Source organism: Ideonella sp. (assembly GCF_036277275.1).
In the GTDB taxonomy this organism is placed as follows: domain Bacteria; phylum Pseudomonadota; class Gammaproteobacteria; order Burkholderiales; family Burkholderiaceae_C; genus Ideonella.
Map to the genome: position 1 here is coordinate 56,235 of NZ_DASUNH010000025.1, position 23,873 is coordinate 80,107.

Below are 23,873 nucleotides of genomic sequence, written 5' to 3' on the forward strand. Positions count from 1 at the left end.
CGACCCCTCAATGACAGTTGTTGGCGGGAAGGACACTACAGCCCCATCGACGCCCGATAGACACGCCGCTGTTCTTCACGGCCCAGCCGCAGCGTGATCTCTTCAAAGTCGACCACGGCCGCCCGCAGCGCCGCCTCCGGGCTGAGCTGCCCGCCCACCGCCTCCGCCAAGTGGATGTCGAGCGCCTGCCAGTAGCTGAAAGTGCCGAGGATCCGCAGGTACGGCACCTGCAACTGGTTGTTGTAGTTGTCGAAGTAGGCCTGCAGGTATTCGCGGATGTCGCCTTCATCCCAGCCGAAGCGCAGGTAGTCCTCGATCTTCGCGCTGCCGCGCGGGGGCAGGAAGTGGCTGGTGCGGCCGGGGTCGACACCGTCGGTGCCACGGGCCGCGTAGACCAGCGACTTGCCTGCATTCGCCATCAGCGCGAGCAGGTAGTAGGACGCCTCGGGCACCTTCGAGTCGCGCGAGATCACCCCAGCCCAGGAGCCGCCGGTGACGTTGCCGACCCGGTTCGGGGCCTCGGTCTTGATCCACTTGCCGTCGGCGATGCTGTAGTACTCGCGCGTGCCGGGGATCGGGGCCGCGCCGATCTTGCCCTTGATCCTGCTGCCCTCTTCCTGCGACAGTGCACCCAGGTCGCCCCAGGTGAAGGTCAGCGCCGCTCGACCGGCGAGGAAGTGGTTCCAGCTCTGGCGCAGGTCCCAGCCCAGCATGTCGCGCGGCCCGAACTTCACCAGGTCGACCAGGGCGCTCAGCGCGCGCACGTGGCCCGGGCTGTCCATCAAGGGTCGCATCGTCTTCGGGTCGAACCAGTACAGCTTAGGGTTGCGCGGGCCGATGACGAAGGGGGCGGAGAACGACATGAAGTGGAACATGCCCTGCGCCCCGACCTTCAGGTGCAGCGACACACCGTGGTCCGGCACGCCGTCGGCGTTGAGGTCCTTGCCGTTGAAGTACTCGGACACGTCGCGGAACTGGTCCCAGGTCTGCGGCACCGCCAGTGCGTAGCCGTACTGCTTCTTGAACGCTTCCTGGTGGCGCGCGTCGGCCAGGAGGTCGCGCCGGTAGTACATCACCTGGCCGTCGTGGTCGTTGGCGACCATGTACCTCTTGCCGCCATACAGCAGCAGGCTGCGCGGCCCCGGCAGCACATCGTCGATGCTCCACTTCGGGAAGCGCGGATCGCCGTAGTAGCGGTCATAGGAGGTGATGAAGTCACCCCCGGCCAGCGCGCCCAACCACCAGGCCCCGGCGATCGAGACGTCGTACTTGCCGGTGTGGTTGGTGACGTCGGAGATGAAATTGGCGAAGTGCTCGTCGAGCGAGACCGCCGAGATCTCGAGCTTCGCGCCGGTGGCCGCCTCGAACTCGTCCTTCACTTCGCGCAGGTTCGTGCCCATCAGGTCGGCGTTGACGATCACACGCACCGACTGTCCGGCGAACAGGCAATGCGCGGGCGTGCACGGTGGCACCACCAGTGGCGGCACCAAGGCGCCGGCCCTGGCCACCGGCTTGGCGGCCGCAGCGGGCTGCGCCCCTTCGGCCATCAGCGGTGGAGGCGCGCACAGCGCCAGCAAAAGAATCGACGTTCTCCAGCCCCGCCACTTGGATGCGCCCATGGCAGCCTCACGCGTGGGGGTCGCTTCGGCCGCGACCTCGAATGGACTCCCCTGGCCGTTGTCGTTGCCCAGCGTCTCCAGGCCAACCCATGGCCTGCGAACTGGGACAACGATCATCTTGCGCCTTCCGCCCCGTCTTGTCACCGGCCGTCATGGCCGGGGCAGGCTGAAGAAGAAGGTCGACCCGCGGCCCTCTTGCGAGCTCACGCCGATGTGGCCGCCGTGGTGTTCGACGATCTTCTTGCACAGCGCCAGGCCGATGCCGGTGCCGGCGTATTCGCGCCGGCCGTGCAGGCGCTGGAACAGCACGAAGATCAGCTCGAAGTACTCGGACGAGATGCCGATGCCGTTGTCGCTGACCGCGAAGCGCCAGCCCTCGGCCACCGGCTCGACCGAGACCCGGACCTCGGGCGCCTCGGCGCGGCGGAACTTGATCGCGTTGGCGATCAGGTTCTGGAACAACTGGGTGAGCTGGGTCGCGTCCCCCATCACCGTCGGCAGCTCGTCGACCTGGATGCGCGCGCCGCTTTCTTCGATGGCCACGCGCAGGTCAGCCAGCACCGTCTCGACGATGCGGCGGCAATCGGTCGGCTGGAAAGGCCGCGCCTTGGTGTTGACGCGCGAGTAGGCCAGCAGGTCGTTGATCAGGGCCTGCATGCGCATCGCACCATCGACCGCGAAGCCGATGAATTCGTCGGCATCGGCATCCAGCCGGCCCTGGTAGCGCTGGGCCACCAGCTGCAGGTAGCTCGCGACCATGCGCAGCGGCTCCTGCATGTCGTGCGAGGCTACGTAGGCCAACTGCTCCAGCTCGGCATTCGAGCGCTCCAGTGCGGCCTGGATCTCCTGGCGCGCGGCGATCTCTTGCTGCAACTGCTCGTTGCGCGCGGCGAGCTGGCGGCGCAAGGTGTAAAGCGCCAGGTGGGTCTCGATGCGCGCCAGCACCTCGGCACCGTCGAGCGGCTTGGTCATGTAGTCGACCGCGCCCGCGGCGAAGCCGGCCAGCTTGTCGCCGGTCTCACCCAAGGCCGTCATGAAGATGACCGGGATGTCGCGCGTGCTCTCGCGCGCCTTCAGGCGACGGCAGGTCTCGAAACCATCGAGGCCGGGCATCAGCGCGTCGAGCAGGATCAGGTCGGGCCGCGCGAACTCGGCGCGGGCGATGGCTTCCTCGCCACCCAGCGCGACCAGCGCGCAGTAGCCATGGCCCTTGAGGTGGTCAGAGACCACCGCCAGGTTGGCCGGCGTGTCGTCGACGATCAGGATCGTCTTGCCCGGCGAATCGGCCTTGTCCGGGAACTCCATCGTGACCTCCGTCCCGCCGGCCGAGTTTGACATCGCGCGCGGCGCCGGACAAGCGCCGTTTCCGCCGTTGCTCATACCCGCGCCGCGGGCCGGGGCATCCACGCCCCGGGCGACCGGGACACACCACACTGCCCAGTGTCCTGCCCCACAAACAACTGCCATTGAGATTCGACCAGATGGTGATGTTTGCGGGACAGAACACCAGTTCATCACGTTGTGGCCACGACCCGCGCCACGCAAACAGCCAGGGAGACAAGCATGTTCGATTCACTGCGCACCGACCCCACCTTCCACCCCTCGCCGCGCCTGGCGATGGAAGCCGAGCGCGAGCGCATCGCCTACACCGCGCTGCTGTCGCCCGATGGCTCGAAGCCCGACGCGCTGGCGGTGGTCGATCTCGACCCCGATTCGGCCACCTACGGCACGGTGCTGCACCGGCTGGACATGCCGTACCGCGGCGATGAGCTGCACCACTTCGGCTGGAACGCCTGCAGCTCGGCACTGTCACCGATGTCGGGCCACGCGTTCGTCAAGCGCCGCTACCTCGTCATCCCGGGCCTGCGCTCGTCACGGCTGTACATCGTCGACACCCTGCCCGACCCGACGCGGCCGACGGTCGCCCGCGTGATCGAGCCCGAAGAGGTGATGCGCAAGACCGGCTACTCGCGCCCGCACACCGTGCACTGCGGGCCCGAGGGCATCTACATCAGCACGCTGGGCGGTGGCGGCGCCGACGGCACGCAGGGCCGGCCGGGCGTGTTCCTGCTCGACTGCGAGAGCTTCGAGCTGCTCGGCCAGTGGGAGATCGACCCCGGCCCGCAGAAGCTGCACTACGACTTCTGGTGGAACCTGCCGCGCGACTACATGGTGTCGAGCGAATGGGGCCTGCCGCCGCAGTTCGAGAACGGCATCGTCGCCGAGGACCTGATGGCCAACCGCTATGGCCACCGCCTGCATTTCTGGGAGCTGCGTGCGCGCCGCCATCTGCAGACCATCGACCTTGGCGCCAACCACCAGATGGCGCTCGAGATCCGCCCGGCCCACGACCCGACGAGGGAGTACGGCTTTCTCGGCGTGGTGATCGACACCACCAACCTCGAAGGCTCGATCTGGACCTGGTACCGCGAGGGCGGCCAGTTCCACGCGAAGAAGACCGCGGTGATCCCATCCGAGCCAGCGGATGCGTCGCGGTTGCCGGCGCTGCTCAAGGGCTTCGGCGCGGTGCCGCCGCTGATCAGCGACATCGACCTGTCGCTCGACGACCGCTTCCTCTACGTCGCCTGCTGGGGCACCGGCGAGCTGCGGCAGTACGACGTGACCGACCCGATGAACCCACGCCTGGCCGGCAGCGTGCGCATCGGCGGCATCGCGCGCCACACGCCGCACTCGAACGGTTCGGCCTTCGGCGGCGGGCCGCAGATGGTGGAGGTCAGCCGCGACGGCCGGCGCGTGTATTTCACGAACTCGCTCTACAGCAGTTGGGACCAGCAGTTCTACCCTCACGGCGTGCCAGGCCGCCAGGTCCTGTGCCACGCCGGCAAGGACGGTGGGCTGCGGCTGGACGACAACTTCGTCGTCAACTTCGGGCCCGATTACAGCGCGCACCAGATCCGGCTGCAGGGCGGCGACTGCTCGACCGATTCGTTCTGCTACCCGTCGGCTTGAGCGCACCGCCGCCGTGGCCAACGCAACGCTGTGGGCCGGCGTCGTCGCCATCGGGCTGTACCACGGCCTGAACCCGGCGATGGGCTGGCCGCTGGCGGTGGCCAACGGCCTGGGCCAGCGGCGCGGCGCGGCCGTGTTCGGCACCTGGCTGCCGCTGGGCACCGGCCACCTGCTGGCGATGGCGCTGGTGCTGGTGCCGTTCACGCTGCTCAGCTGGCTGCTGCAATGGAGCAGCGAGATCCGCCTCGCCGCGGGCAGCCTGGTGCTGCTGTTCGGCGTTTCGCGGCTGCTGTGGCGGCGCCATCCGCGCTGGCTGGTGCGCGTGCGACCGTCGCAGCTCGCGCTGTGGTCGTTCCTGATGGCCACCGCCCATGGCGCGGCGCTGATGCTGCTGCCAATTCTGCTGGGCTTGTGTGCAACGCCTGCAGCCTCGGCACCCACAGGCGCCTTTGATCACGAGGCGGTGATGCAGCTGATGCGCACGGGCCTGGTCACCGCGCTCGTGGTCTCGCTGGTGCACACCGCGGCCATGATCGGTTCCGGACTGGGCCTCGCGTGGGTCGTCTACCGCTACCTCGGCCTGCGGGCCCTCAGGGCCACCTGGTTCGACCTGGACCGCATCTGGGCGCTGGGCCTGATCGTCTCAGGCATCGCCGCAATCAGCTTGTCCGCTCACTGAACTGCCCGCCGTTCGACAAGCTCAGAGCGAACAGGCGCGCGCAGCGCCGCCGCCCTCAAGTGGCGTGCGCGGTCTTGCAGACCGCGGCGGGCCAGCGGCCCGCCGCTTCGCCAGGCATGAATGGTCCACTGGACCTTTCATGTCCGGGCTCAGCCCCCTCGGGAGACAGCCCGCCGGAGCGGGCGTGGGGGGTCAACAAGTGCGCAGAAAGCGTCTCAAGTCGGCGCCCAGCCGCGTCAGGTTCAGGGGCTTGGTCCAGTACTCGCTGGCACCGGCGGCGAGCGCCGCATCGACCGCTTCGGGCATCGCGCTGGCCGACAGCGCCACCACCGGCGAGCCGTGAAGCAGATCCTCCGCCCGTAGCTGCTGCAGCAACTCGGTGCCGTGCATGTCGGGCAGTTGCATGTCGAGCAGCACGAGGTCGAAAGGGGCTGCGCGCCCGTGCGCCTGCTGCAGCTGGGCGAGGCCGGCCGCGCCGGTGGCGGCGCTGCTCAGCGCCACCCCCGGCCAGCGCAGCAGAAACTCCTCGACCAGCATCAGGTTCACCGGGTTGTCCTCGATGTAGAGGATCGAGCCTTCGAGCTTGTCTTCCGCCTGCACCGCCGCGCCGTGCGCACTGCCAGGGTCGGTCAAACGCTGCCACGTCTCGGCCTCGCTGACGCGCGGCAGCCGCACGCTCATGCGCGTGCCGTGGCCGACACTGCTCTGCACGCTGATCGTGCCGTTCATCTTCAACACCAGCTGGCGCGTCAGGTGCAGGCCGATGCCGGTGCCTTCGACCAGGCTGCGCTCGCGACCGAGGCGGTTGAAGGGCTCGAACAGGTGGGCCAGCTGGTCCTCGGTCATGCCGACGCCGTTGTCGACCACGTCGATGCGCAGGATCTCACCTTCGTCCACCAGCTCGATCCGCAACTCGCCGCCCGGCCGGTTGTACTTGCAGCCGTTGGACAGCAGGTTCAGCACCACCTGGCGCAGCCGCGTCGCGTCGGCACGCACGGCCGGCGCGGCATCGCCCGGGTTCTGCGCCTGGCACAGCTGCACCTTGTGCCGTGCTGCCAACGGGGCCGCCACCGACAACGCAGCGTCGATCAGCGGCTGCAGCGCGACCGGCTCCAACTGCATGTCGAATTCGCCGGCCTCGATGCGCGACACGTCCAGCACATCGTCGATCAGCGCGAGCAGGTGCCAGCCGGCTTCCCGCATCAGCGCCAGGTGACGCTGCTGGCGCGTGCTCATCGGCTCGCGCGGGTCGTCGCTCAGCAGCTGGGCGAAGCCGAGCATCGCGTTCAGCGGCGTGCGCAGCTCATGGCTCATGCGCGACAGGAACTCGGTCTTGGCCTGGCTGGCGACCTCGGCCACGATGCGCGCTTCACGCGCGGCTTCAGCCGCCAGCCGCTCGGTCAGGTCGTGGATCACCGCCGTCATCGTGGTCTCGGCGCCTTCGCCCTGGCGCGACACGGCCGCTTCGAACGCGAAGCGCTCGCCGTCGGCCCGCAGGCCATAGAGCAGGCGGTCGCGGCCCAGCATGGTGTGTTCGCGGCCACTGTCGATGAAGGCCTGCAGGCCACGCCGGTGCCGCTCGCCCAGCTCGGTCGGGATGAAACCATCGAGCATCTGGCCCATCACTTGATCGGCGCTGACGCGGAACATCTCGCAGGCCGCCCGGTTGAACATCACCACCCGCTGCGATGCATCGAGCGTGATGATCGCGTCGAGCGCCGATTCGACGATGCCGGCCAGCTGGCGTTCGCGGGCCTGCAGCCCCTGTTCGGCGCGCCGGCGCGCGGTGATGTCGTGGCTGATCGTCAGCACCGCCGCCTGGCCGTCGTAGTCGATCAGTTCGCCGTTGACCAGGATGATGCGCTCGGTCCCGTCGGCGTTGACCACCTTGGCCTCGAAGTCACGCACCTTCCCTTCCGCCTGCATCGCCGACATCAGGCGCTGGTAGTCCTCGCGCGACATGCCCAGGCCCAGCTCATGCAGGCTGTGGCCGAGCAGCTGTTCGCGCGCCCGGCCGACGCGCTGCGCGAAGACCGGGTTCAGATCGAGCAGGCGGCCGTCGCTGAGCGCGCGCACCGAGATGCCTGTCGGCGAAGCATCGAAGATGCTCTTGAAGCGACGGTGGTCGGTGGCGGCCTGGCGCTGCGCTTCGAGCCGGGCCTGCTCGCGCTGCAGGTTGTCCAGCGCAAAGGCCAGGTCGTCAGTCAGTTGCCGCAGCAGGTCGACCGTGGCGTCATCGAACCAGTCGGTCTCGTCCACGTGCAGCAGCAGCACCCCGACGATGGCACCGGCACAGCGCAGCGGGAACACCGCCATTGCCCGCACTCCGGCGGCCGCGTGCTGCTGCCACTCGGCGGCATGCGCATCCTCGCTCAAGTCGTTGCAGACACCGGGCAGGCCGGCCAACAGCGCGCGGCCGGTCAGCGTGTCGGCAAAGCCCTCGGCCTGCCGATCGCGCCGCGCCGGCATGTTGCCGAACAGCCGCTCGGCAGGCCCCGCCCAGGCCACCGCCGCCAGCGCGTCGCCGTCCGTCAACCAGGCGCTGGCGATGCGTGCCTGGCCCGCATCGACACAAGCGTCACAGGCTTCCCGCAGCAGGTCTTCGCGCGGCGCCCGGTGGATGATGGCGCGCTGCGTGCGCGACAACGCGGTCAGGAACCCAGACAGCCGCAGCACCTGCTGTTCGGCACGGCGCTGGTCGGTGATGTCTTCGCCGATGCTGGCGCGGCCGACCACCAGGCCGCGTTCGTCACGCAGCACGGTGCTGCTCCAGCGCACCAGGCGATGTTCGCCGCCGCGCGTCAGCAATGGCGCTTCGTTGTGGGCCGGCAGGTGGCCGTTGCGCAAAGCCAGGTACCAGGCCTCACGCTCGTCCACGCTGCCGCGTGGCATGCAACGGTCGCCGAAATCGGCGCCGGCCAACTCCTCCAGCTGCCAACCGGTGCGCTGCAGGAAGAACTCGTTGCAGTAAGTGATGCGGCCTTCCCGGTCGGCCGCGATCGCGAACAGCTCGACCGTGTCCAGCATGTCCCGAAACCGCCGCTCGGACTCGGCCAGCCGCGCCTGCGCACGGTCGCGGCCGTCGAGCATGCGGTTGAACTCGCTGGCCACGGTGCGGAACTCGCCGGGCAGCTCCTCGTCGGCGCGGGCCTGTGGTTCGCCTTCGGCCACCGCGCGTGCGGTGGCGGCCAGATGCGCCAGCGGCGCGACCAGCCGGTGCGACAGGCGCCAGGCCAGCCACGACACCAGCGCCGACAGCAGCCCCAACGCGACGACCGCCTGCCGCGCCTGGTTGCGCGCCGGCTCCAGCACCGCCTCTTCCGGCACGCCGGCCACCACCGTCAGGCCCCAACCGCCCACCGGTGCGATGGCGTAGAAGCGCCGCACACCGTCGACACCGACGCCCAGCCCACGGCCTTCGGGCTGCTGGCGGCGAAACCCTTCCAAGCGGCTGGACTCGTCGCGGCCGATCCACTTCGCCGGCTCGGGATAGCGGCCGATCACGATGCCCTCGCGGTCCTGCAGCACCACCGTGCTGCCGGCCGGTTCGGCATGGCGGCGCCAGCTTTCGGACCAGGCCGTGAGGTCCAGCGTCAGCAGCAGCATGCCGACCGGTCGACCGTCCGCACCGGGCACGCTGCGCAGCATCGGCAGCACCAGCTTGTCGGCCACCGGGCCCCAGCGCGGCCGCCCGAGCATCAGCCCGGTGCCATGGCGGGCGGCGAGGAATTCGGGAAAGTCGGCCAGCGAGACCGGCATGCGCGCGCCGTCGACCGACGCACACAGCACCCGCCCGTCCGGGCTGACCAGGCCGGCATTGGCCAGCAGGGCGTCGACTCGCACCATGCCGGCCAGCAAGGCCTTGCAGCCGGTCACGTCGACGTTCTGGATCTCGGGCCGGCTGCTGAGGAAGTCGATCAGCTGGCGGCTGCGCTGCAGCGTGCCGTCGATCTCTTCGGCCAGCAGTTGCGAACGCTTCTGCGCGCTGTCGAGGACCCGGGTTTCGGCGGCCTGGCGTTCGTGAAAGATGTCGAGCGCCAACGCCAGCAGCCAGGGCAGGGTGACCACCCCGACCAGCAACAGCAGTCGGCCTAGGAAGGTGCGCGCGGGTTTCATGTCGGCGCCACGGCAGCAGGCGGGCGAGCGCCACCCTGCACCGTAGCCGCCCGAGGGTAGTGCAGGCGGCCTGGCCCGACAAGCAAGCGCATCCCCATGGCCGCCTGGTGGCGGACCCGGCCCAATGGCCACTGGGCATCCATCCAGTATGCTGGCGGGGTGTCAGTCGTCGTCGCCCCATCCCGCCCCGCCCCACCGGCCGCCGTCGGCCGTGTCGACCCGCTGGCCCAACTGAACGGCGAGCAGCGCGAAGCCGCCACCCACGGCCGTGGCCCGCTGCTGGTGATCGCTGGCGCCGGGGCCGGCAAGACGACGACGCTGGCGGCCCGGGTGACGCAACTGGTGCTCGATGGCGCCGACCCGAACCGCCTGCTGCTGCTGACCTTCTCGCGCCGTGCGGCGCAGGAGATGCAGCAACGCGTCGCGGCGATGCTGCAGGCCGCGCTGGGCCTGTCGGCCGCGGCCGCGCCGCAGCTGCCGTGGGCCGGCACCTTCCATGCGATCGGCGCCCGCCTGCTGCGCGAGCAGGCCACGCGTCTGGGCCTGTCGGAAGACTTCAGCATCCTCGACCGCGGCGACGCCGAAGACCTGATGGGTTGGGTGCGCGAAGCCCAGGGGCTGGCGCGGGCCGGCCAAGCAATCGCAGGGCCGGCCCTGGATTCCTCGCCTCCCTCGGCGGGCGGGACGGGCGGCGCCCGCTTCCCGCTCAAAGGCACCTGCCTCGCCATCTACTCGCGCGTCGTCAACAGCCAGGCACCGCTGGGCGACGTGCTGCGTGAAGCCTTCGCCTGGTGCACCGATTGCGAAGCCGGCCTGCGCACGCTGTTTCGTGCCTACGAAGCAGCCAAGCGCGAGCAGCAGGCGCTGGACTACGACGACCTGCTGCTGTGGTGGGCCGAGATGATGCGCGAGCCCGACATCGCCGCCTGGCTGGGCGAGCGCTTCACGCACGTGCTGGTCGACGAGTACCAGGACACCAACCGGCTGCAGGCCGCGATCCTGCTGGCGCTGAAGCCGCAGGGCGACGGGCTGACGGTGGTCGGCGACGACGCGCAGTCGATCTACGCGTTCCGCGCCGCCGAGGTCCGCAACATCCTGGACTTCCCGGCCGCTTTCTCACCGCCGGCCCGCATCGTCACGCTGGCGCGCAACTACCGCGCGACGCAGCCGCTGCTGGACGCCGCCAACGCGGTGATCGCGCTGGCGCCCGAACGCTTCGCCAAGCAGCTGTGGACCGAGCGGCCCGGGGCCGAGCGGCCGCAGCTGGTGGCGGTGGACGACGAATCGGCGCAGGCGCGCTGGGTCGTCGACGGCGTGCTGGCGCGGCGCGAGGGCGGGCTGAAGCTGAAGTCACAGGCGGTGCTGTTCCGCACGTCGTCGCACAGCGCCGCGTTGGAGCTGGAACTGGCGCGCCGCAACATCCCGTACGTCAAATACGGCGGCCTGAAGTTCCTCGAAGCGGCACATGTGAAAGACGTGCTGTCGGTGCTGCGCTGGGCCAGCAACCCGCGCCACCGGCTGGCCGGCTTTCGTGTCGCCCAGTTGGTTCCCGGCATCGGCCCGGCCACGGCGCGCCGCCTGCTCGACGCGATGGACGCCGGCGCCGATCCGCACGCCGCGCTGCAGGCCTTCGAGCCGCCCGCGCCTGCCCGCGGCGACTGGGCGCCATTGGCCGCGCTGCTGCGCCAGTTGAGCGAAGCCCCCGACTGGCCGAACGAGCTGGCGACGGTCGCCGACTGGTACCTGCCGCAGATGGAGCGGCTGCACGATCACCCGGCCCCGCGCCAGGCCGACATCGAGCAACTGGCCCGGCTGGCCGGTGGTCACGCCAGCCGCGAGCGTTTCATGACCGAGCTGACGCTGGACCCGCCGCAGGCCACCAGCGACGAGGCAGGTGACCCGCACCAGGACGAGGACTACCTGATCCTGTCGACGATCCACGCGGCCAAGGGCCAGGAATGGTCATCGGTGACGGTGTTGAACGTGGTCGACGGCTGCCTGCCCGGTGACCTGTCGACGGCCACGCGCATCCAGCTGGAGGAAGAACGCCGGCTGCTCTATGTGGCGATGACGCGCGCGCGCAACCACCTCGCGCTGATGGTGCCGCAGCGCTTTTACGTGACGCAGCAGCGCCGCTTCGGCGACCGCCATCTGTACGGCGGGTTGTCGCGCTTCATTCCGCCCGAGGTCGCGGCACACTTCGACAGCGTCGGCCCGAGCGCACCCACCTGGGCCAGCGGACCGCTGACACCGCCCCCCGGGCCGGTGCTGGATCTGGCGAAGCGGCTGCGCGAGCGCTGGTAGCGGCCGGCGCCGGTCTCCAGCTGCAGCAGAATCGCAGGGCGCCACATGCCCGGCAGCGGCCTTGTGCCCTTGCCTCGCGGTGCACCATGACACGCCCACCACACAAGATCTGGAGCCCTCATGAGCCAAGACCTGCCCTCCCTGCCGCGTCGCCACCTGCTTGCCGGCGGCGGCGCCGCCCTCGCTGCCACCAGCCTGGCCGTCTGGGGCCGAAGTGCCGCGGCGGCGGAAACCCCCGTCGCCACCGCCAAGCCATTGCCGCCCTACGCCGGCTGGAAGGACGCAACCGGCCTCATCGTGCACAGCAGCACCACGGTCGAAACCCGCCGGCACGTGTTCGGCACCAGCATCGTCACGCCCGCCGAGCAGCTCTACATCCGCAACAACCTGCCGCCGCCGGACGCTGCGATCCTGGCCGATCGCGACGCCTGGGTGCTGACGGTCGAAGGGGTCAAGGCACCGCGTCCGCTGACGCTGCGTGAACTCAAGGGCCTGGGGCTGGAGACGGTGGCGATGGTGCTGCAGTGCTCCGGCAACGGCCGCGGCTACTTCCCGAGCAAGCCCAGCGGCACGCCGTGGCAGGTCGGGGCGGCCGGCTGCGTGATGTGGAGCGGCGTCCCGGTGCGTTGGGTGGCCGAGGCCCTGGGCGGCGTCACCGAAGGCATGAAGTTCATGACCGGCACCGGCGGCGAGGTGCTGCCCGCGGGCGTGGACCCGAAGACCGTGGTCGTCGAGCGCTCGGTGCCGACGGCCGCGATGGCCGACGCCCTGCTGGCCTGGGAGATGAACGGCGCACCGATCCCGCTGGCCCACGGCGGGCCGCTGCGCCTGATCGTGCCCGGCTACACCGGCGTCAACAACATCAAGTACGTCAAGCGGCTGGCCTTCACCGCGCAGGAATCGGACGCCCGCATCATGTCGCACGGCTACCGCATGTCCCCGCCGGGCGGCAAGGGCGACCCGTCGCAACCCTCGGTCCAGGAGATGAGCGTCAAGTCCTGGATCAACGGCCCCGGCACCGATGGCAAGCCGCTCAAGGCCGGCGCGGTGCAGGTCCACGGCGTCGCCTTCGGCGGGCTGCACCCGGTGGCCAAGGTCGAGGTGTCGCTGGATGGCGGCAAGAGCTGGCACATGGCCCGCTTCGTCGGGCCCGACCTCGGCCGCTACGCCTGGCGCCAGTTCGTGCTGGCCACGCGCTTGCCGGTGGGGGAGTTCACGTTGGCCAGCCGCGCCACCGACACCGCCGGCAACGTGCAGCCTGAAGTCCGCCTGGAGAACGCCGGTGGCTACAACAACAGCAGCTGGGCCGACCACGCGGTGCGCGTGACGGTGGCATGAGCCTCGCGCGACGCTGGCCGGCGCTGCAGCGGCTGGCCACCGGCCTGCTGCTGCTCGCGACCGCCGCGCCGGCCTGGTCGGCCGAGCCGGCGCAACTGGCCCTGGGCCGCGAGCTCTTCACCAAGACCGCGGTGCCGGCCTGCGCGCTGTGCCACACCTTGCAGGATGCCGGCTCGGCCGGCGCGGTGGGCCCGGTGCTCGACGAGCTCAAGCCCGACGCCGCCCGCGTCGCCAAGGCCCTGCGTGGCGGCATCGGGGCGATGCCGTCTTACCAGGGCAAGCTCAGCGACGCACAGATCGCAGCGCTGGCGGCCTACGTCGCCCAGGCATCCGGCGCCGACCCTTGAAGCGACGCGTCGCGGCGCCTCAAGCAGAGGGCGCGCCAGCGCCGCCTCGGGAGACCAGGCGGCTGTTGGCAATGCCGACCCGCACGGCGCCCCAGTGACGACCGTTGACATGGATCGGCATCGACAGGTCGTTGATGACCTCGCCGGTGTCGCGCAGATAGCACTGGAACAGCGTGGGTTTGGTGTTGGCGGCCAGCTTGCGGCCCACCGGATCGTCGAACAGGCGCTTGTGGCGGGTACGCGCCAGGTCATGCTCGTAGTGGCCATTCGGCGGCTCGGAGAAGATCTTGTTGTGCGCCGGCGCGTAGCCCTTGGTGTCGACCGCCAGCGCATAGGCGCAACCTTCCAGCCGGCCCATGGCCTCGTCGTACAGCGCCTGCAGATCGGCTTCCACCTGTGCGTCGTAGCCCGTGGTGTAGCGCGGTGGGTTGGACCCCGGGATCTGCTGATAGCGCTGGTCGAAGATGTCCAGGCCCTTGGCCTGGTGGCGGGCCAGGCAGCTGGCCGTGCGTTCTCTCAAGGCGGCGGTCGATTCGACCAGGTCGTCGAAGACCGTGCCGCCGGTGCGAAAGATCGCCAGCGAGGCCTGGATCTCCTCGGTGCTCGAGCGCAGTTGGTCGACCCGCTCGGCCGAGTTGACCATCAACGCATGGACCTCGCCGGCCGACGCCGACACGGCGTCGATGCGTGCGTTCATCTCCCGGTTCACGGCGCCGAGCTCGTCGATCGCGCTGGCGATCTGTGCCACGTTGTGCGCCATCTCCCGAAAGTCGTGCATGAAGGCTTCGAACCGGCCCACGGTGCTGCTCACGCCAGTCACCGAGGTGCTGACACCCTCGTGGATCTGCCGTGCTCCGGCGGTGGTGGATTCGACCAGGCGCAGCATCGTGTCGCTGCGTTCGCTGATCTCCTTGGTCTCCGCATTGACCCGCGCGGCCAGGCCCCGGACTTCATTGGCCACCACCGCGAATCCTCTTCCGGCTTCACCGGCGCGCGCCGCTTCGATCGCGGCGTTCAGGGCCAGCAGGTTGGTCTGCATCGCGATGCCCTGAATCACCGAGCCGATATCGCCGATCGCCTTGGCGCCCTCGGCCAGCTGGGCCACGGTGCCGGCGAACTGCGCGACGGTCGTTTCCATCCGGGCGATGCGTTGTCGGACCTGCTCCAGTTCCTCCATCGAGGTGGCCGCGGCGGCCATCGAGCGCTCCGACATCTGCGTGATGACCTTCGCCGCCGCCTCGGCGTTGGTCGACAGCCGGGTCACCCGTGCCGCATCGGCGGACAGGGCCTCGGCGTCCTTGCGCTGCAGTTCCGCCTTGCTGGCCGTGATGTCGACCTGCTTCTTCAGGTGGGCCACGTCGTAGGCGGTGCGGATGCCGCCCGCGCGCGCCGCGATGATGAGCTCGCGGAAGTTCATCAGGAACTTGCGCAACCCGCGCGACAGGCGCGTCAACCGGTTCACCCGCACGTCGAGTGCCGCGCTTCCCTCGTTGATGCGCGCGATCGCCGACTGGGCCGAGCCTGGAATGCGAACCAGCTGCGCCCAGCTCCACTGGCCACGGCTTGTCGAACGAACGGCGGGCGGCGTCTCGGCTCGTGCAGCGCCCGCATGCGGGTGGGCCGGACTCGATACCGTTCGAACAGTGACGTCAGATCCGTTGGCCGACATGGTGTTGACTCCGCGTGCCGCAGCGCATCGCGGAATGGTCCGTGCGCTTCTCCGACAGCTTCATGATCACCCGCCGTCCCCGTCACGACCTTGACTCCCGTCAAGGTCGACGCGGGCCACGCCGATGGCAAGACACGCATGGCCCGGCCCCGCCCCCCCGGCGGGCCGCGGCCGATTCAGCTCATGGCGTCCACCAGTTGCCTGACACGGTGATCAGCACGTGCAGGCGGATCGCGTCGCCGAAGTAGTCGACCTTGGTGCCGTAGTCGCCACCGGTGATCGACGTCCACAGGCTGTTGAGCCAGCTCTGCGCGGCGGAGCCGCCCATCATCGCGTTGACGGCCATAGGGGCGGTGAACGCCAGCTCGTCGTAGTTGACGTACGAGTTGCCGTTGGGGCCGTTCTTGACGTAGTAGCCGGCGCGGATGCCCGTCGGCGAGCCGGCCTTGCCCTTGATCCACGACGCCATCTTCTGCTGCGGCGCACGCATGTCGGTGCGGCCGTTGTTGAGCCAGCTCATCGCCAGGCGCCACGGCGTGCGGCAGGCGTTGTAGTTGAAGTCGCCGTCGTGCTTGCTCTCGAGGTAGGTGCCCGACACCGGCACCCAGTTCGAACCCGAGCGGACCATGAAGTCCGGCATCAACCCGGTTGCGCCGCTGCCGTGGGTGTACTGGTAGTTCACGGCCTGCGAGATCGTGTTGTAGACGTTGTTCCACTTCGTCGTGTTCGCGGTGTCGTACTTCGCGAACGCGAGGATGTGGCCGGTCATGAAGTCCGACGGCCGGGTGTGGTTCGCATCGCTGCCCGACGCCCAGTCGCCCGGGGTCAGGTTCCAGTAGTTCTGGTTGACCTCGTAGTTGAGGATGTCGTGCATCACCTCCAGCGCGCGGGCCTTGTAGTTGATGCTGCCCGACGAGCCCCATTGCACATGGGCCAGCAGCAGCGAGTAGGCGATGTCGAGGTCACCGTCGGTGGCCGAGTCGCCGCCCTCGACGTTCTTCATCACGCCACCGGAGTACGTCTGCTTCCACGCCATCAGATGCGGGCCGACGTTGCTGTAGTGCTTCGTGAAGTACTTGTACATCGAGTCGAAGTTGGTCTTGTCGCCCATGTAGGCAGCCAGCACCATGCCGTACCCGTGCGCTTCGGACACCGTCGAGTTGGTGTCGTCGTACTTGACCCAGGTGCCCTGGCCGCCGAGTGTGCGCAGGTAATTGGTCTTCCAGGCGTTGTAGTGGGCGGTGACTTTGCTGTCCATCGCCGACTGGCTGACGTTGTTCGGCTTGATCGCCCCCGAGGTGTAGGTTACGTGGTAGGGGAACGGCCGGGCCGCGGCCTGCGGTGCGATGCGCTCGGCCTGATCGTCGGCAACGCTGGCCTGTTGGTCGGGGGTTTCGGCCCCCGCGGTTTCAGCCCCCGTCGTATCGGCGCGCGCCCCCGGGCTGCTGGGCCCGTGCTGCAGGCGCAGCCCGATGCGAGGCGAGTTCTGCGCGGTGTCGGTCGACGCGCTGTCGTCTTCGACACCGCCGCCGCAACCGCCGAGCAAGGCAGTGGTCAATGCCGCCAGCGTGAAGCCGGCCAATACCATCGGTCGAACAGCAATCATCACGCGTCTCTCCTCGTCAGGGTGGAATGTGGGCCGCATCTTCGGCCCGCAACCGCGCGACGGAAATCCGGCGGCTTGCTGCATCGACATGGGCGTTCTACCTAGGGGCAAATGCTTCTGGCGCAACAAGGTGTCACGCCGCGGAATCGGCGCCCACCCTGCATGCGTGCGCGGGAGACCTCACGATCGCGCCGTCGACTGACACGAGGCCGACAAGACCGAGCAGAAGCAGGGAATGACGGACGCCTTGCCCAGTCATTCACGTTGGCAGCCAGCAAGGGGCTCCCGCGCCGGTGAGCGTCTGGCGTAAGGCGGGCGGGACGCGGATGCCCTTTTCGCCTCGCCAGCAGGAGCGCGATGAGAAGTCGCGCATCGGCAGGATGTTGGCAGCGGCCTGCACAGCGGACGGCGAGGATACGGCCGGGCTCGCGTCAGACGCTCACGCCGACCCTATCCCCACCGTCCGGTGCCATGCACGGTGACTTGTGAAGCACCCATTTCCTGACAGCGTCGAATCAACTCTTCGGGCAGCCGCCCGGGGTTCGTCCCTGGCGGCGAATCAGCGCGTCAAGCCACGTTCGGTCGCTCGTAGCCAAAGCGATCGATGATGAACTTCTCGCGCTTGGCGACGATGTCGATGCTGGTCACGTCGTAGTAGTGCGCAAACGGGTGCGGCCGGGTCGACTTGTTGGTCGGCTTGGCCTCGTAGATCTTCTCGCGCTGCTTGTCGGTCAGCACGATCTGGCAGCTGTCCAGCGCATGCACCAGGTCGTCGGCCAGCGTGTGCTGGCGCACGATGTGCTTGACGGCGACGCGGTCGGCCTCGAACTTGCGCAGCATCTTCTGGGTGCTGATCGTCGGCGGGATCTCATCGGACCCCGGCACGAACAGGCTGAAGTAGCGGAAGGTCATCAAGCCGCCGAGCTTGCCCAACGGCGACTTGGCGAAGCCGTCTTCGACCAGGCGCCGTGCGTAGGGTGAACACACCAGGCGCAGCCACTCGCGAAACGCTTCGGCGTCGGCCGGGTCCTTGTAGTAGAAGTTCTTGGCCCGATCCACGCCGAGACGGTCAGGGATCAGGATCGGCTTCCACTTCTTCGGGCCCTGGCCGGCGGCCAGGCTGCGAACCTTTTCCTTCTGCACCTTGCGCGCTTCGACCAGCTTGGGCTGCACCCGCTCCCAGCGCTTCGGGTTGGTCAACCGCTGGTACAGCTTGCCCTGTTGCTGGCAGCCATACGACCACAGCGACAGGTACCAGCCCCAGGGGTCGCGCACCGAGCCGAGGAACTCGCGGCCGCTGCTCAGCAGCTCGGGCGTCGGCACGTTGTGTTTGCCGTCGTTCTTTCCGCCCAGCGTTTCCTTCAGCAGGTTCTTGATGTGGGTCGAGCCGGTTTTTTGCAGCTCGACGAATACGACTTTGTCGGTGATCAGCACGGCAGGCCTCGACATTCCATGGGGCGGGCGCAAGTGTCCATCGCCCAGGCACGGGGATGTAACTGACGAGTTGGGGAGGGATTCACCCGTACCGGGTTAACACCAGAGCGTGACGATGTGGTGCGATCCTATGATAGCTTTCACGATGTAAACGTTTCCATTTGCGAAACGGCAGTCTTCATGCCTCCATTTGCCCCAGCTCCGATCGAATTTCCCGCTAACTTCTTGTGGGGCGCTGCGACAGCTGCTTACCAAGTCGAAGGGTCCCCGCTGGCCGACGGGGCCGGGATCAGCAGCTGGCACCGCTTCGTGCGCACGCCTGGACGGGTGCGCGACGGCGACACCGGCGACATCGCCTGCGACCACTACCGCCGCTGGCCCGAGGACCTGCAGCTGATGCGCCAGCTTGGGCTGACGAGCTACCGCTTCAGCATTTCATGGTCGCGCATCCTGCCCGAGGGCCGCGGCCGCGTGAACCCGGCCGGCCTGGCGCACTACGAGCGCAAGGTCGACGCGCTGCTGGCCGCCGGCATCGCACCGAACATCACGCTCTACCACTGGGACTTGCCGGCCGCGCTGGACGATCGCGGCGGCTGGCTCAACCCCGACATCGTCGAGTGGTTCGGTGACTATGCCGAGGTGCTGTTCAAGGCTCTGGGCGACCGGGTGCCGATGTGGGCCACGCTGAACGAGCCGTGGGTGATCACCGACGGCGGCTACCTGCACGGCACGCTGGCGCCGGGACACCGCAGCGCGTTCGAAGCGGCGATCGCCGCGCGCCGCCTGATGGGCGCCCACGGCCGCGCCGTGCAAGCCTTCCGGGCACTGGTGCCAGCCAGGCCCGACCGACCCGAGCGAAAGATCGGCCTGGTCGTCAACATCGAGCCCAAGTACCCGGCCAGCAGCAGCGTCGCTGACCACGCGGCCGCGGCGCGCGCCGACGCCTACATGAACCGCCAGTTCCTCGACCCAGCGCTGCGCGGCCAGACGCCGCCCGAGCTGCCCGAGGTTTTCGGCGAGGCGTGGGAAGACTGGACGGCCGAAGAGCTGGCCCTGGCCCGGCAGCCGCTGGACTTCGTCGGCATCAACTACTACACCCGCGCCGTCGTGCGCGACGACCCCGCCGTCTGGCTGCAGCGCGCTGCACCGGTACGCCAGGTGCAGGCCACGCACACCGAAACCGCGTGGGAGGTCTACCCGCCAGGCTTGACTGACACGTTGCTCTGGTTCAAGCAGCAGTACGGCGACCTGCCGCTCTACGTGACCGAAAACGGCTCGGCCTTCTACGACCCGCCGACAGTCGACGGCCCCTGGCTCGAAGACCCGCTGCGCGTCGACTACCTGCGCCGCCACCTGCGGGCGCTGCATGCGGCTCGCGCAGGTGGCGTCAATCTGCACGGTTATTACGCTTGGTCACTATTGGATAACCTGGAGTGGGCGCATGGCTACTCGAAGCGCTTCGGACTGATCCATGTCGACTATGCAACCCAAAAGCGCACGCCCAAAGTCACTGCCGCGCTGTACGCCCAGGTGATCGCCAGCCAGGGGCGTTGCCTGAACGACACGGTCGACCCGCCGTCCGCCGGGCTGCTCCCGGTCTCACGGTAGAAACGCTCAAGTCGGGGTCCTGGTGATGGCGTCTAATGCGGCCAACGTTCTTCTCCGAGGCCCCGTGGTCGCCTCGCGGGCCATGGCGTGGCAGGCAGCAGATGCGCTTGTCAACGAGCCGGCGCGTGCGCTGCGGCCTCGCCAACCTCAACGCCCCCCCATGGCCACCACCATCAAAGACGTCGCCCGCGAGGCCGGTGTATCGGTCGCCACCGTCTCGCGCGTGATGAACGGCCACGCCGCCGTCACGCCCGAGACGCGCGAACGTATCCAGCGCATCGCCAAAGAGCTGCGCTTCACGCCGTCGAGCGCCGCGCGCAGCCTGATCACCCGCCGCACCCACACCGTCGGCGCGCTGCTGCCGGACCTTCACGGCGAGTTCTTCTCCGAGCTGATCCGCGGCATCGACGTCGCGGCCCGCGCGCGCGGGCTGCACCTGCTGGTGTCCAGCTCGCACGGCAACGAGGCCGAGGCCTCGGCGGCGCTGCGCGCGATGCACGGCCGCGTCGACGGGCTGCTGCTGATGTCGCCGCACATGGACCCGATCGCCATCAGTGGCAGCCTGCCAACCGGCATGCCGGCGGTGATCATGAACTCGGGTGTCGACGACCCGCTGCACACGACCTTCCGGGTCGACAACTTCGGCGGCGCCCAGGCGATGGTGCGCCACCTCGTCGCCGCCGGCCACCGCAGCATCGCCTTCATCGCCGGCCCCGAGCACAACCACGAAGCCCAAGAGCGGCTGCGCGGCTACCGCACCGCGCTGGCCGAGGCCCTGCCCGGCACACCCGAGCTGGTGCTGCCCGGCGACTTCACCGATGCCAGCGGCGAGCGCGCCGGCCACGAGCTGCTGGCGCTGTCGCAACGCCCCAGCGCGGTTTTCGCCGGCAACGACATGATGGCGCTCGGCTGCCTCGCAGTGCTGACGCAGCGGGGCCTGTCGGTGCCGCAGGACATCGCGCTGGCCGGCTTCGATGACATCCCGATTTGCCGTTATGTGCACCCACCGTTGACCACCGTACGGGTGCCGATCGTCGAACTGGGCGCCCTGGCCTTGGCCGAGCTGGCCTCGGCCATCGAGGTGCCCGATCGCCCACTTTCCGGCACGCGCACGCTGCGCGCCGAGTTGGTGGTGCGCCAGTCCAGCCAGCGCCCGGCCTGACCCGGGCGGGCACGACTGCTCTCTTTCGCAGCCCGAAGCAAGACAGAACGAACGGAGACACTCTCATGATCATGACGACCTCGCGTAAACGTTTACATCGCCACGCACTGTCCGCTGCCGCGGCACTGCTGCTGGCCACCGGCAGCAGCCTGGTCCAGGCCCAGCTGAGCACCGCCACGCTGCGTGGCGTGATCAGCTCCGGCGCCGCCGCTCCGCAGGCCGGCACCCCGGTGCAGGTGGTCAACAAGGACAACGGCAACACCTACCGCACCACCACCGCCGCCGACGGCAGCTATGTGCTGGTCGGCCTGGCACCGGGTCGCTACGAAGTGCGCGTCGGTGGCGCGGCGAGCGAGGTCGTCACGCTGCAGGTGGGCGAAACCGCGACGCTGGACCTGACGGTCGGCGGCACGCAGCAGGTCACGATCGTCGGCTCGCTGAACCGCAAGGACGTGAAGGACTCGCAACTCGGCACCAACGTGACCCGGCGCCAGATCGAGAGCCTGCCGCAAAGCACGCGCAACTTCCTCAGCTCGGTCGACCTGGCGCCGGGGGTCGCCTACACCGAGTCGCCGAACACCGGCCAGGTCAACCTGCAAAGCGGTGGGCAGGACCGCAACAACATCAACGTCTACATCGACGGCGTCGGCCAGAAGAACAACATCCTGCGCAACGGTGCCTCGGGCATGGATGCCACCCGCGGCAACCCCTTCCCGCAATCGGCGATCGCCGAGTACAAGGTGCTGACGCAGAACTACAAGGCCGAGTTCGACCAGGTCAGCGGCGCCGCGATCACCGCGATCACCAAGTCCGGCACGAACGAATTCCACGGCGACATCTACGTCGACCGCACCGGCACCAACTGGACCGAGAAGAACCCGTTCCAGGAAGAGGCCGAACGCAACGGCGTGCCGCGCCCGCCATCCACCCAGATGCAGTACGGCGGCGCCGTCGGTGGCCCTATCGTCAAGGACCGCATCCACTTCTTCGCCGCCTACGACGGCAAGCAGATCGACAACTCTCGCCAGGTCGTGGCGCAGAACACCAACCTGTTGCCGCTGGACAGGGGCATCGTGCCCGGGCTGCTGGCCAAGGCCGGCAGCACGGTCGACAAGTTCCATGAAGACCTGCTGCTCGGCAAGATCGACGCCCAGCTCAACGACGACCAGCGCCTGACCTTCAGCGTCAAGGTGCGCAAGGAAACCGACCGCGTGCCGGAAGACACGCGGCTCAGCGTGCCGGGCAACGACAAGGCCCGCAAGAACGACGAGACCCGCGTCGACCTGAAGCACGAGTGGACGCTCGGCAGCCTGTTCAGCGAGGCCCGCCTTGGCTGGGAGGAATACACCTACAACCCGAAGTCGGCCTCGACCGAGCCGTTCATCAAATACAAGGGCTCGACCTCCGGCACGAAGGACGGTTGGCAAGACGTGCTGTTCGACGGCGGCTCGCCCGACGCGCAATTCCGCCAGCAACGCGGCACCTTCGTCTCCGAGGAGCTGACCTGGACCGGCGCCAAAGGCCACGTGGTCAAGGGCGGTATCAAGGTCAAGGACATGAAGTACCGCCTCTCGGGCACCTCGCGCAGCGTGGACATGGTCCAGGCACTGATCGATCCCGTGGAAGGCTTCCTCTACTACGACGGCACCAACTGCCTGGGCGACAACCTCTCAGATACCGGCGGCGTGCAGAGCACCGACCAGTGCCACATCGACCGCGCGCTGGCGCCCGCCACGGTGGGCTATGGCAACCGGCAGTTCGGCCTGTACATCCAGGACGACTGGAGCGTGACCAAGCAGCTCGAAGTCAACCTCGGCGTGCGTTGGGACTACGAAACCAATATGCTGAACAACGGCTACGTGACACCGGCCGAGCGCGTCACGGCGCTGTACGCCGAGGACGGCCGCAACATCGCCGGCATCATCGCGCCGCCGGGGCAGACGTATGCGGATTCGCTCGCCCTGGGCGGCATCAACATCGGCGACTACATTGCCGACGGCAACTCACGCAAGCCGTTCAAGGGCGCGTTCGCACCGCGCGTCGGTGCGTCGTACGACCTGTTCGGCGACCGCAACTCGATCGTCTTCGGCGGCTGGGGCCGGTCTTACGACCGCACCATGGCCAACCACGCGCTGGACGAGCAGCAGAAGAATGCCCAGGCCAACGGCGAGATCTGGCTCATCAAGAACGACTTCAAGATGCCCTATGCCGACCAGTACACGCTGGGCTTGCGGCAGGCGCTGGGAACCTGGAACGCCGAAGTCGCCTACAGCCACGTGCATGCCCAGAACCAGTTCATCTGGTTCGGCGGCAACCGTGACCCACAAGGTGGCTGGGGCGCGCAGAGCCCGATCGATCCGTTGTGGGGCGGCCCCAATGGCTTCGGCACGTTGGTGCTGGGCGACTTCGTCGGCGAGAACAAGACCTCGTCGGTCTTCGTCAAGGCCGACAAGCCCTACAGCAGCGAGTCCGGCTGGGGCCTGACGCTGGCCTACACCTACACCGACGCGCAAACCACCGCACGCAACTGGGACGACGACGTCTTCGACTGGACCTATGGCCGCGACACTGCCGACTGGAACGCCTCGCGCCTGGTCGACAAGCACCGCGTGGTCGCCGCACTGGTCACCGACGGCCTGCTGCCCTGGGGCATCCAGGTGTCGGCCAAGGCGGTCTGGGCCAGCGGGAAGCCGCGCCAGATCACCGACTGCAGGGCCGGCGGGAGCGCCTGTGTCTACGTGGAAGGCGAAAGCCGCGAGTTCAACCAGTTCGACGTGGGGCTGGCCAAAGACTGGGCCATCGGCGTCGGCAAGCTCAACACCCGGCTCGACGTGCTGAACGTGTTCGACACGAAGAACTACGGCGGCTACAACGACTGGGCCGGCGGCCAGGGCGAACCCCTCAATCCGGAGCTCGGCAAGCCCAACTCGATGCGCGGGCCGATGCGCACGCTTCGCCTGGTGCTCGGCTACAAGTTCTGATCGCCACTGCAGCGAGCCGATTGCCGCTGCTGCATGGGCC

At 68.6% G+C, this 23,873-nt stretch carries 14 protein-coding genes; 8 read left to right on the forward strand and 6 right to left on the reverse strand.

The window, feature by feature from the left end; translation table 11 throughout:
* Positions 1–35: 35 nt before the first annotated feature.
* Together VFY73_RS05690 and VFY73_RS05695 are read right to left on the reverse strand one after the other, a co-directional pair.
* Complete coding sequence (locus VFY73_RS05690) at positions 36–1,619, reverse strand: ABC transporter substrate-binding protein (protein ID WP_329716952.1); 1,584 nt, start codon at positions 1,617–1,619, stop codon at positions 36–38.
* Between the two features lie 150 nt (positions 1,620–1,769).
* Positions 1,770–2,924 (reverse strand): sensor histidine kinase, encoded by a 1,155-nt coding sequence (locus tag VFY73_RS05695; protein WP_329716953.1) that lies wholly within the window; start codon positions 2,922–2,924, stop codon positions 1,770–1,772.
* A gap of 258 nt (positions 2,925–3,182) precedes the next feature.
* On the opposite strand from VFY73_RS05695, the gene VFY73_RS05700 reads away from it, so the two are divergent.
* Entirely contained in the window at positions 3,183–4,589 is a 1,407-nt protein-coding gene (locus VFY73_RS05700) for a selenium-binding protein SBP56-related protein (protein WP_329716954.1), read from the forward strand.
* 13 nt (positions 4,590–4,602) lie between these two features.
* On the forward strand, positions 4,603–5,268 hold the full coding sequence (locus VFY73_RS05705) for a hypothetical protein (protein ID WP_329716955.1): 666 nt from the start codon (positions 4,603–4,605) through the stop codon (positions 5,266–5,268).
* A 192-nt stretch (positions 5,269–5,460) separates the two neighbouring features.
* Here the strand turns inward: VFY73_RS05705 and VFY73_RS05710 are convergent, their stop codons facing one another.
* A complete protein-coding gene (locus tag VFY73_RS05710; protein ID WP_329716956.1) occupies positions 5,461–9,384 on the reverse strand; it encodes a PAS domain S-box protein in 3,924 nt (1,307 codons plus the stop codon).
* 96 nt (positions 9,385–9,480) lie between these two features.
* Between VFY73_RS05710 and VFY73_RS05715 the strand changes: the two genes are divergently transcribed.
* The 3 genes from VFY73_RS05715 to VFY73_RS05725 all read left to right on the forward strand — a co-directional run bounded on the left by VFY73_RS05715 (position 9,481) and on the right by VFY73_RS05725 (position 13,373).
* A complete protein-coding gene (locus VFY73_RS05715; RefSeq protein ID WP_414654409.1) occupies positions 9,481–11,688 on the forward strand; it encodes an ATP-dependent helicase in 2,208 nt (735 codons plus the stop codon).
* A gap of 120 nt (positions 11,689–11,808) precedes the next feature.
* On the forward strand, positions 11,809–13,026 hold the full coding sequence (locus tag VFY73_RS05720) for a sulfite oxidase (protein WP_329716958.1): 1,218 nt from the start codon (positions 11,809–11,811) through the stop codon (positions 13,024–13,026).
* Positions 13,023–13,373, forward strand: coding sequence for a cytochrome c (locus tag VFY73_RS05725; RefSeq protein WP_329716959.1), 351 nt, complete (start codon positions 13,023–13,025; stop codon positions 13,371–13,373). Before VFY73_RS05720 ends, VFY73_RS05725 begins: the two co-directional genes overlap by 4 nt.
* A 19-nt stretch (positions 13,374–13,392) precedes the next feature.
* Here VFY73_RS05725 and VFY73_RS05730 read toward each other — a convergent pair whose 3' ends face one another.
* The 3 genes from VFY73_RS05730 to VFY73_RS05740 form a co-directional block, all read right to left on the reverse strand.
* The gene (locus tag VFY73_RS05730; RefSeq protein WP_329716960.1) at positions 13,393–15,042 is read right to left on the reverse strand and encodes a methyl-accepting chemotaxis protein; all 1,650 of its coding nucleotides are present in this window, start codon (positions 15,040–15,042) and stop codon (positions 13,393–13,395) included.
* A 181-nt stretch (positions 15,043–15,223) separates the two neighbouring features.
* Positions 15,224–16,648 carry a glycosyl hydrolase family 8 gene (locus VFY73_RS05735; protein WP_329716961.1) on the reverse strand — a complete coding sequence of 475 codons (1,425 nt, stop codon included), beginning with the start codon at positions 16,646–16,648 and terminating at the stop codon, positions 15,224–15,226.
* Between the two features lie 567 nt (positions 16,649–17,215).
* On the reverse strand, positions 17,216–18,082 hold the full coding sequence (locus tag VFY73_RS05740; RefSeq protein ID WP_329716962.1) for a hypothetical protein: 867 nt from the start codon (positions 18,080–18,082) through the stop codon (positions 17,216–17,218).
* 180 nt (positions 18,083–18,262) lie between these two features.
* Between VFY73_RS05740 and VFY73_RS05745 the strand changes: the two genes are divergently transcribed.
* The 3 genes from VFY73_RS05745 to VFY73_RS05755 all read left to right on the forward strand — a co-directional run bounded on the left by VFY73_RS05745 (position 18,263) and on the right by VFY73_RS05755 (position 23,833).
* Positions 18,263–19,690, forward strand: coding sequence for a GH1 family beta-glucosidase (locus VFY73_RS05745; RefSeq protein WP_329716963.1), 1,428 nt, complete (start codon positions 18,263–18,265; stop codon positions 19,688–19,690).
* Between the two features lie 160 nt (positions 19,691–19,850).
* On the forward strand, positions 19,851–20,852 hold the full coding sequence (locus tag VFY73_RS05750; protein ID WP_329716964.1) for a LacI family DNA-binding transcriptional regulator: 1,002 nt from the start codon (positions 19,851–19,853) through the stop codon (positions 20,850–20,852).
* Positions 20,853–20,917: 65 nt separating this feature from the next.
* Positions 20,918–23,833 (forward strand): TonB-dependent receptor, encoded by a 2,916-nt coding sequence (locus VFY73_RS05755; protein WP_329716965.1) that lies wholly within the window; start codon positions 20,918–20,920, stop codon positions 23,831–23,833.
* The last annotated feature ends 40 nt before the right edge of the window (positions 23,834–23,873 follow it).

Bases quoted from the DNA above. Each gene is read 5' to 3' on its own strand.
- VFY73_RS05735 (WP_329716961.1), bottom strand. From the start codon at position 16,648: ATGATTGCTGTTCGACCGATGGTATTGGCCGGCTTCACGCTGGCGGCA.
- VFY73_RS05730 (WP_329716960.1), bottom strand. From the start codon at position 15,042: ATGTCGGCCAACGGATCTGACGTCACTGTTCGAACGGTATCGAGTCCG.
- VFY73_RS05715 (WP_414654409.1), top strand. From the start codon at position 9,481: ATGGCCGCCTGGTGGCGGACCCGGCCCAATGGCCACTGGGCATCCATC.
- VFY73_RS05725 (WP_329716959.1), top strand. From the start codon at position 13,023: ATGAGCCTCGCGCGACGCTGGCCGGCGCTGCAGCGGCTGGCCACCGGC.
- VFY73_RS05700 (WP_329716954.1), top strand. From the start codon at position 3,183: ATGTTCGATTCACTGCGCACCGACCCCACCTTCCACCCCTCGCCGCGC.
- VFY73_RS05745 (WP_329716963.1), top strand. From the start codon at position 18,263: ATGCCTCCATTTGCCCCAGCTCCGATCGAATTTCCCGCTAACTTCTTG.
- VFY73_RS05720 (WP_329716958.1), top strand. From the start codon at position 11,809: ATGAGCCAAGACCTGCCCTCCCTGCCGCGTCGCCACCTGCTTGCCGGC.
- VFY73_RS05690 (WP_329716952.1), bottom strand. From the start codon at position 1,619: ATGGGCGCATCCAAGTGGCGGGGCTGGAGAACGTCGATTCTTTTGCTG.
- VFY73_RS05710 (WP_329716956.1), bottom strand. From the start codon at position 9,384: ATGAAACCCGCGCGCACCTTCCTAGGCCGACTGCTGTTGCTGGTCGGG.
- VFY73_RS05755 (WP_329716965.1), top strand. From the start codon at position 20,918: ATGATCATGACGACCTCGCGTAAACGTTTACATCGCCACGCACTGTCC.
- VFY73_RS05695 (WP_329716953.1), bottom strand. From the start codon at position 2,924: ATGGAGTTCCCGGACAAGGCCGATTCGCCGGGCAAGACGATCCTGATC.
- VFY73_RS05750 (WP_329716964.1), top strand. From the start codon at position 19,851: ATGGCCACCACCATCAAAGACGTCGCCCGCGAGGCCGGTGTATCGGTC.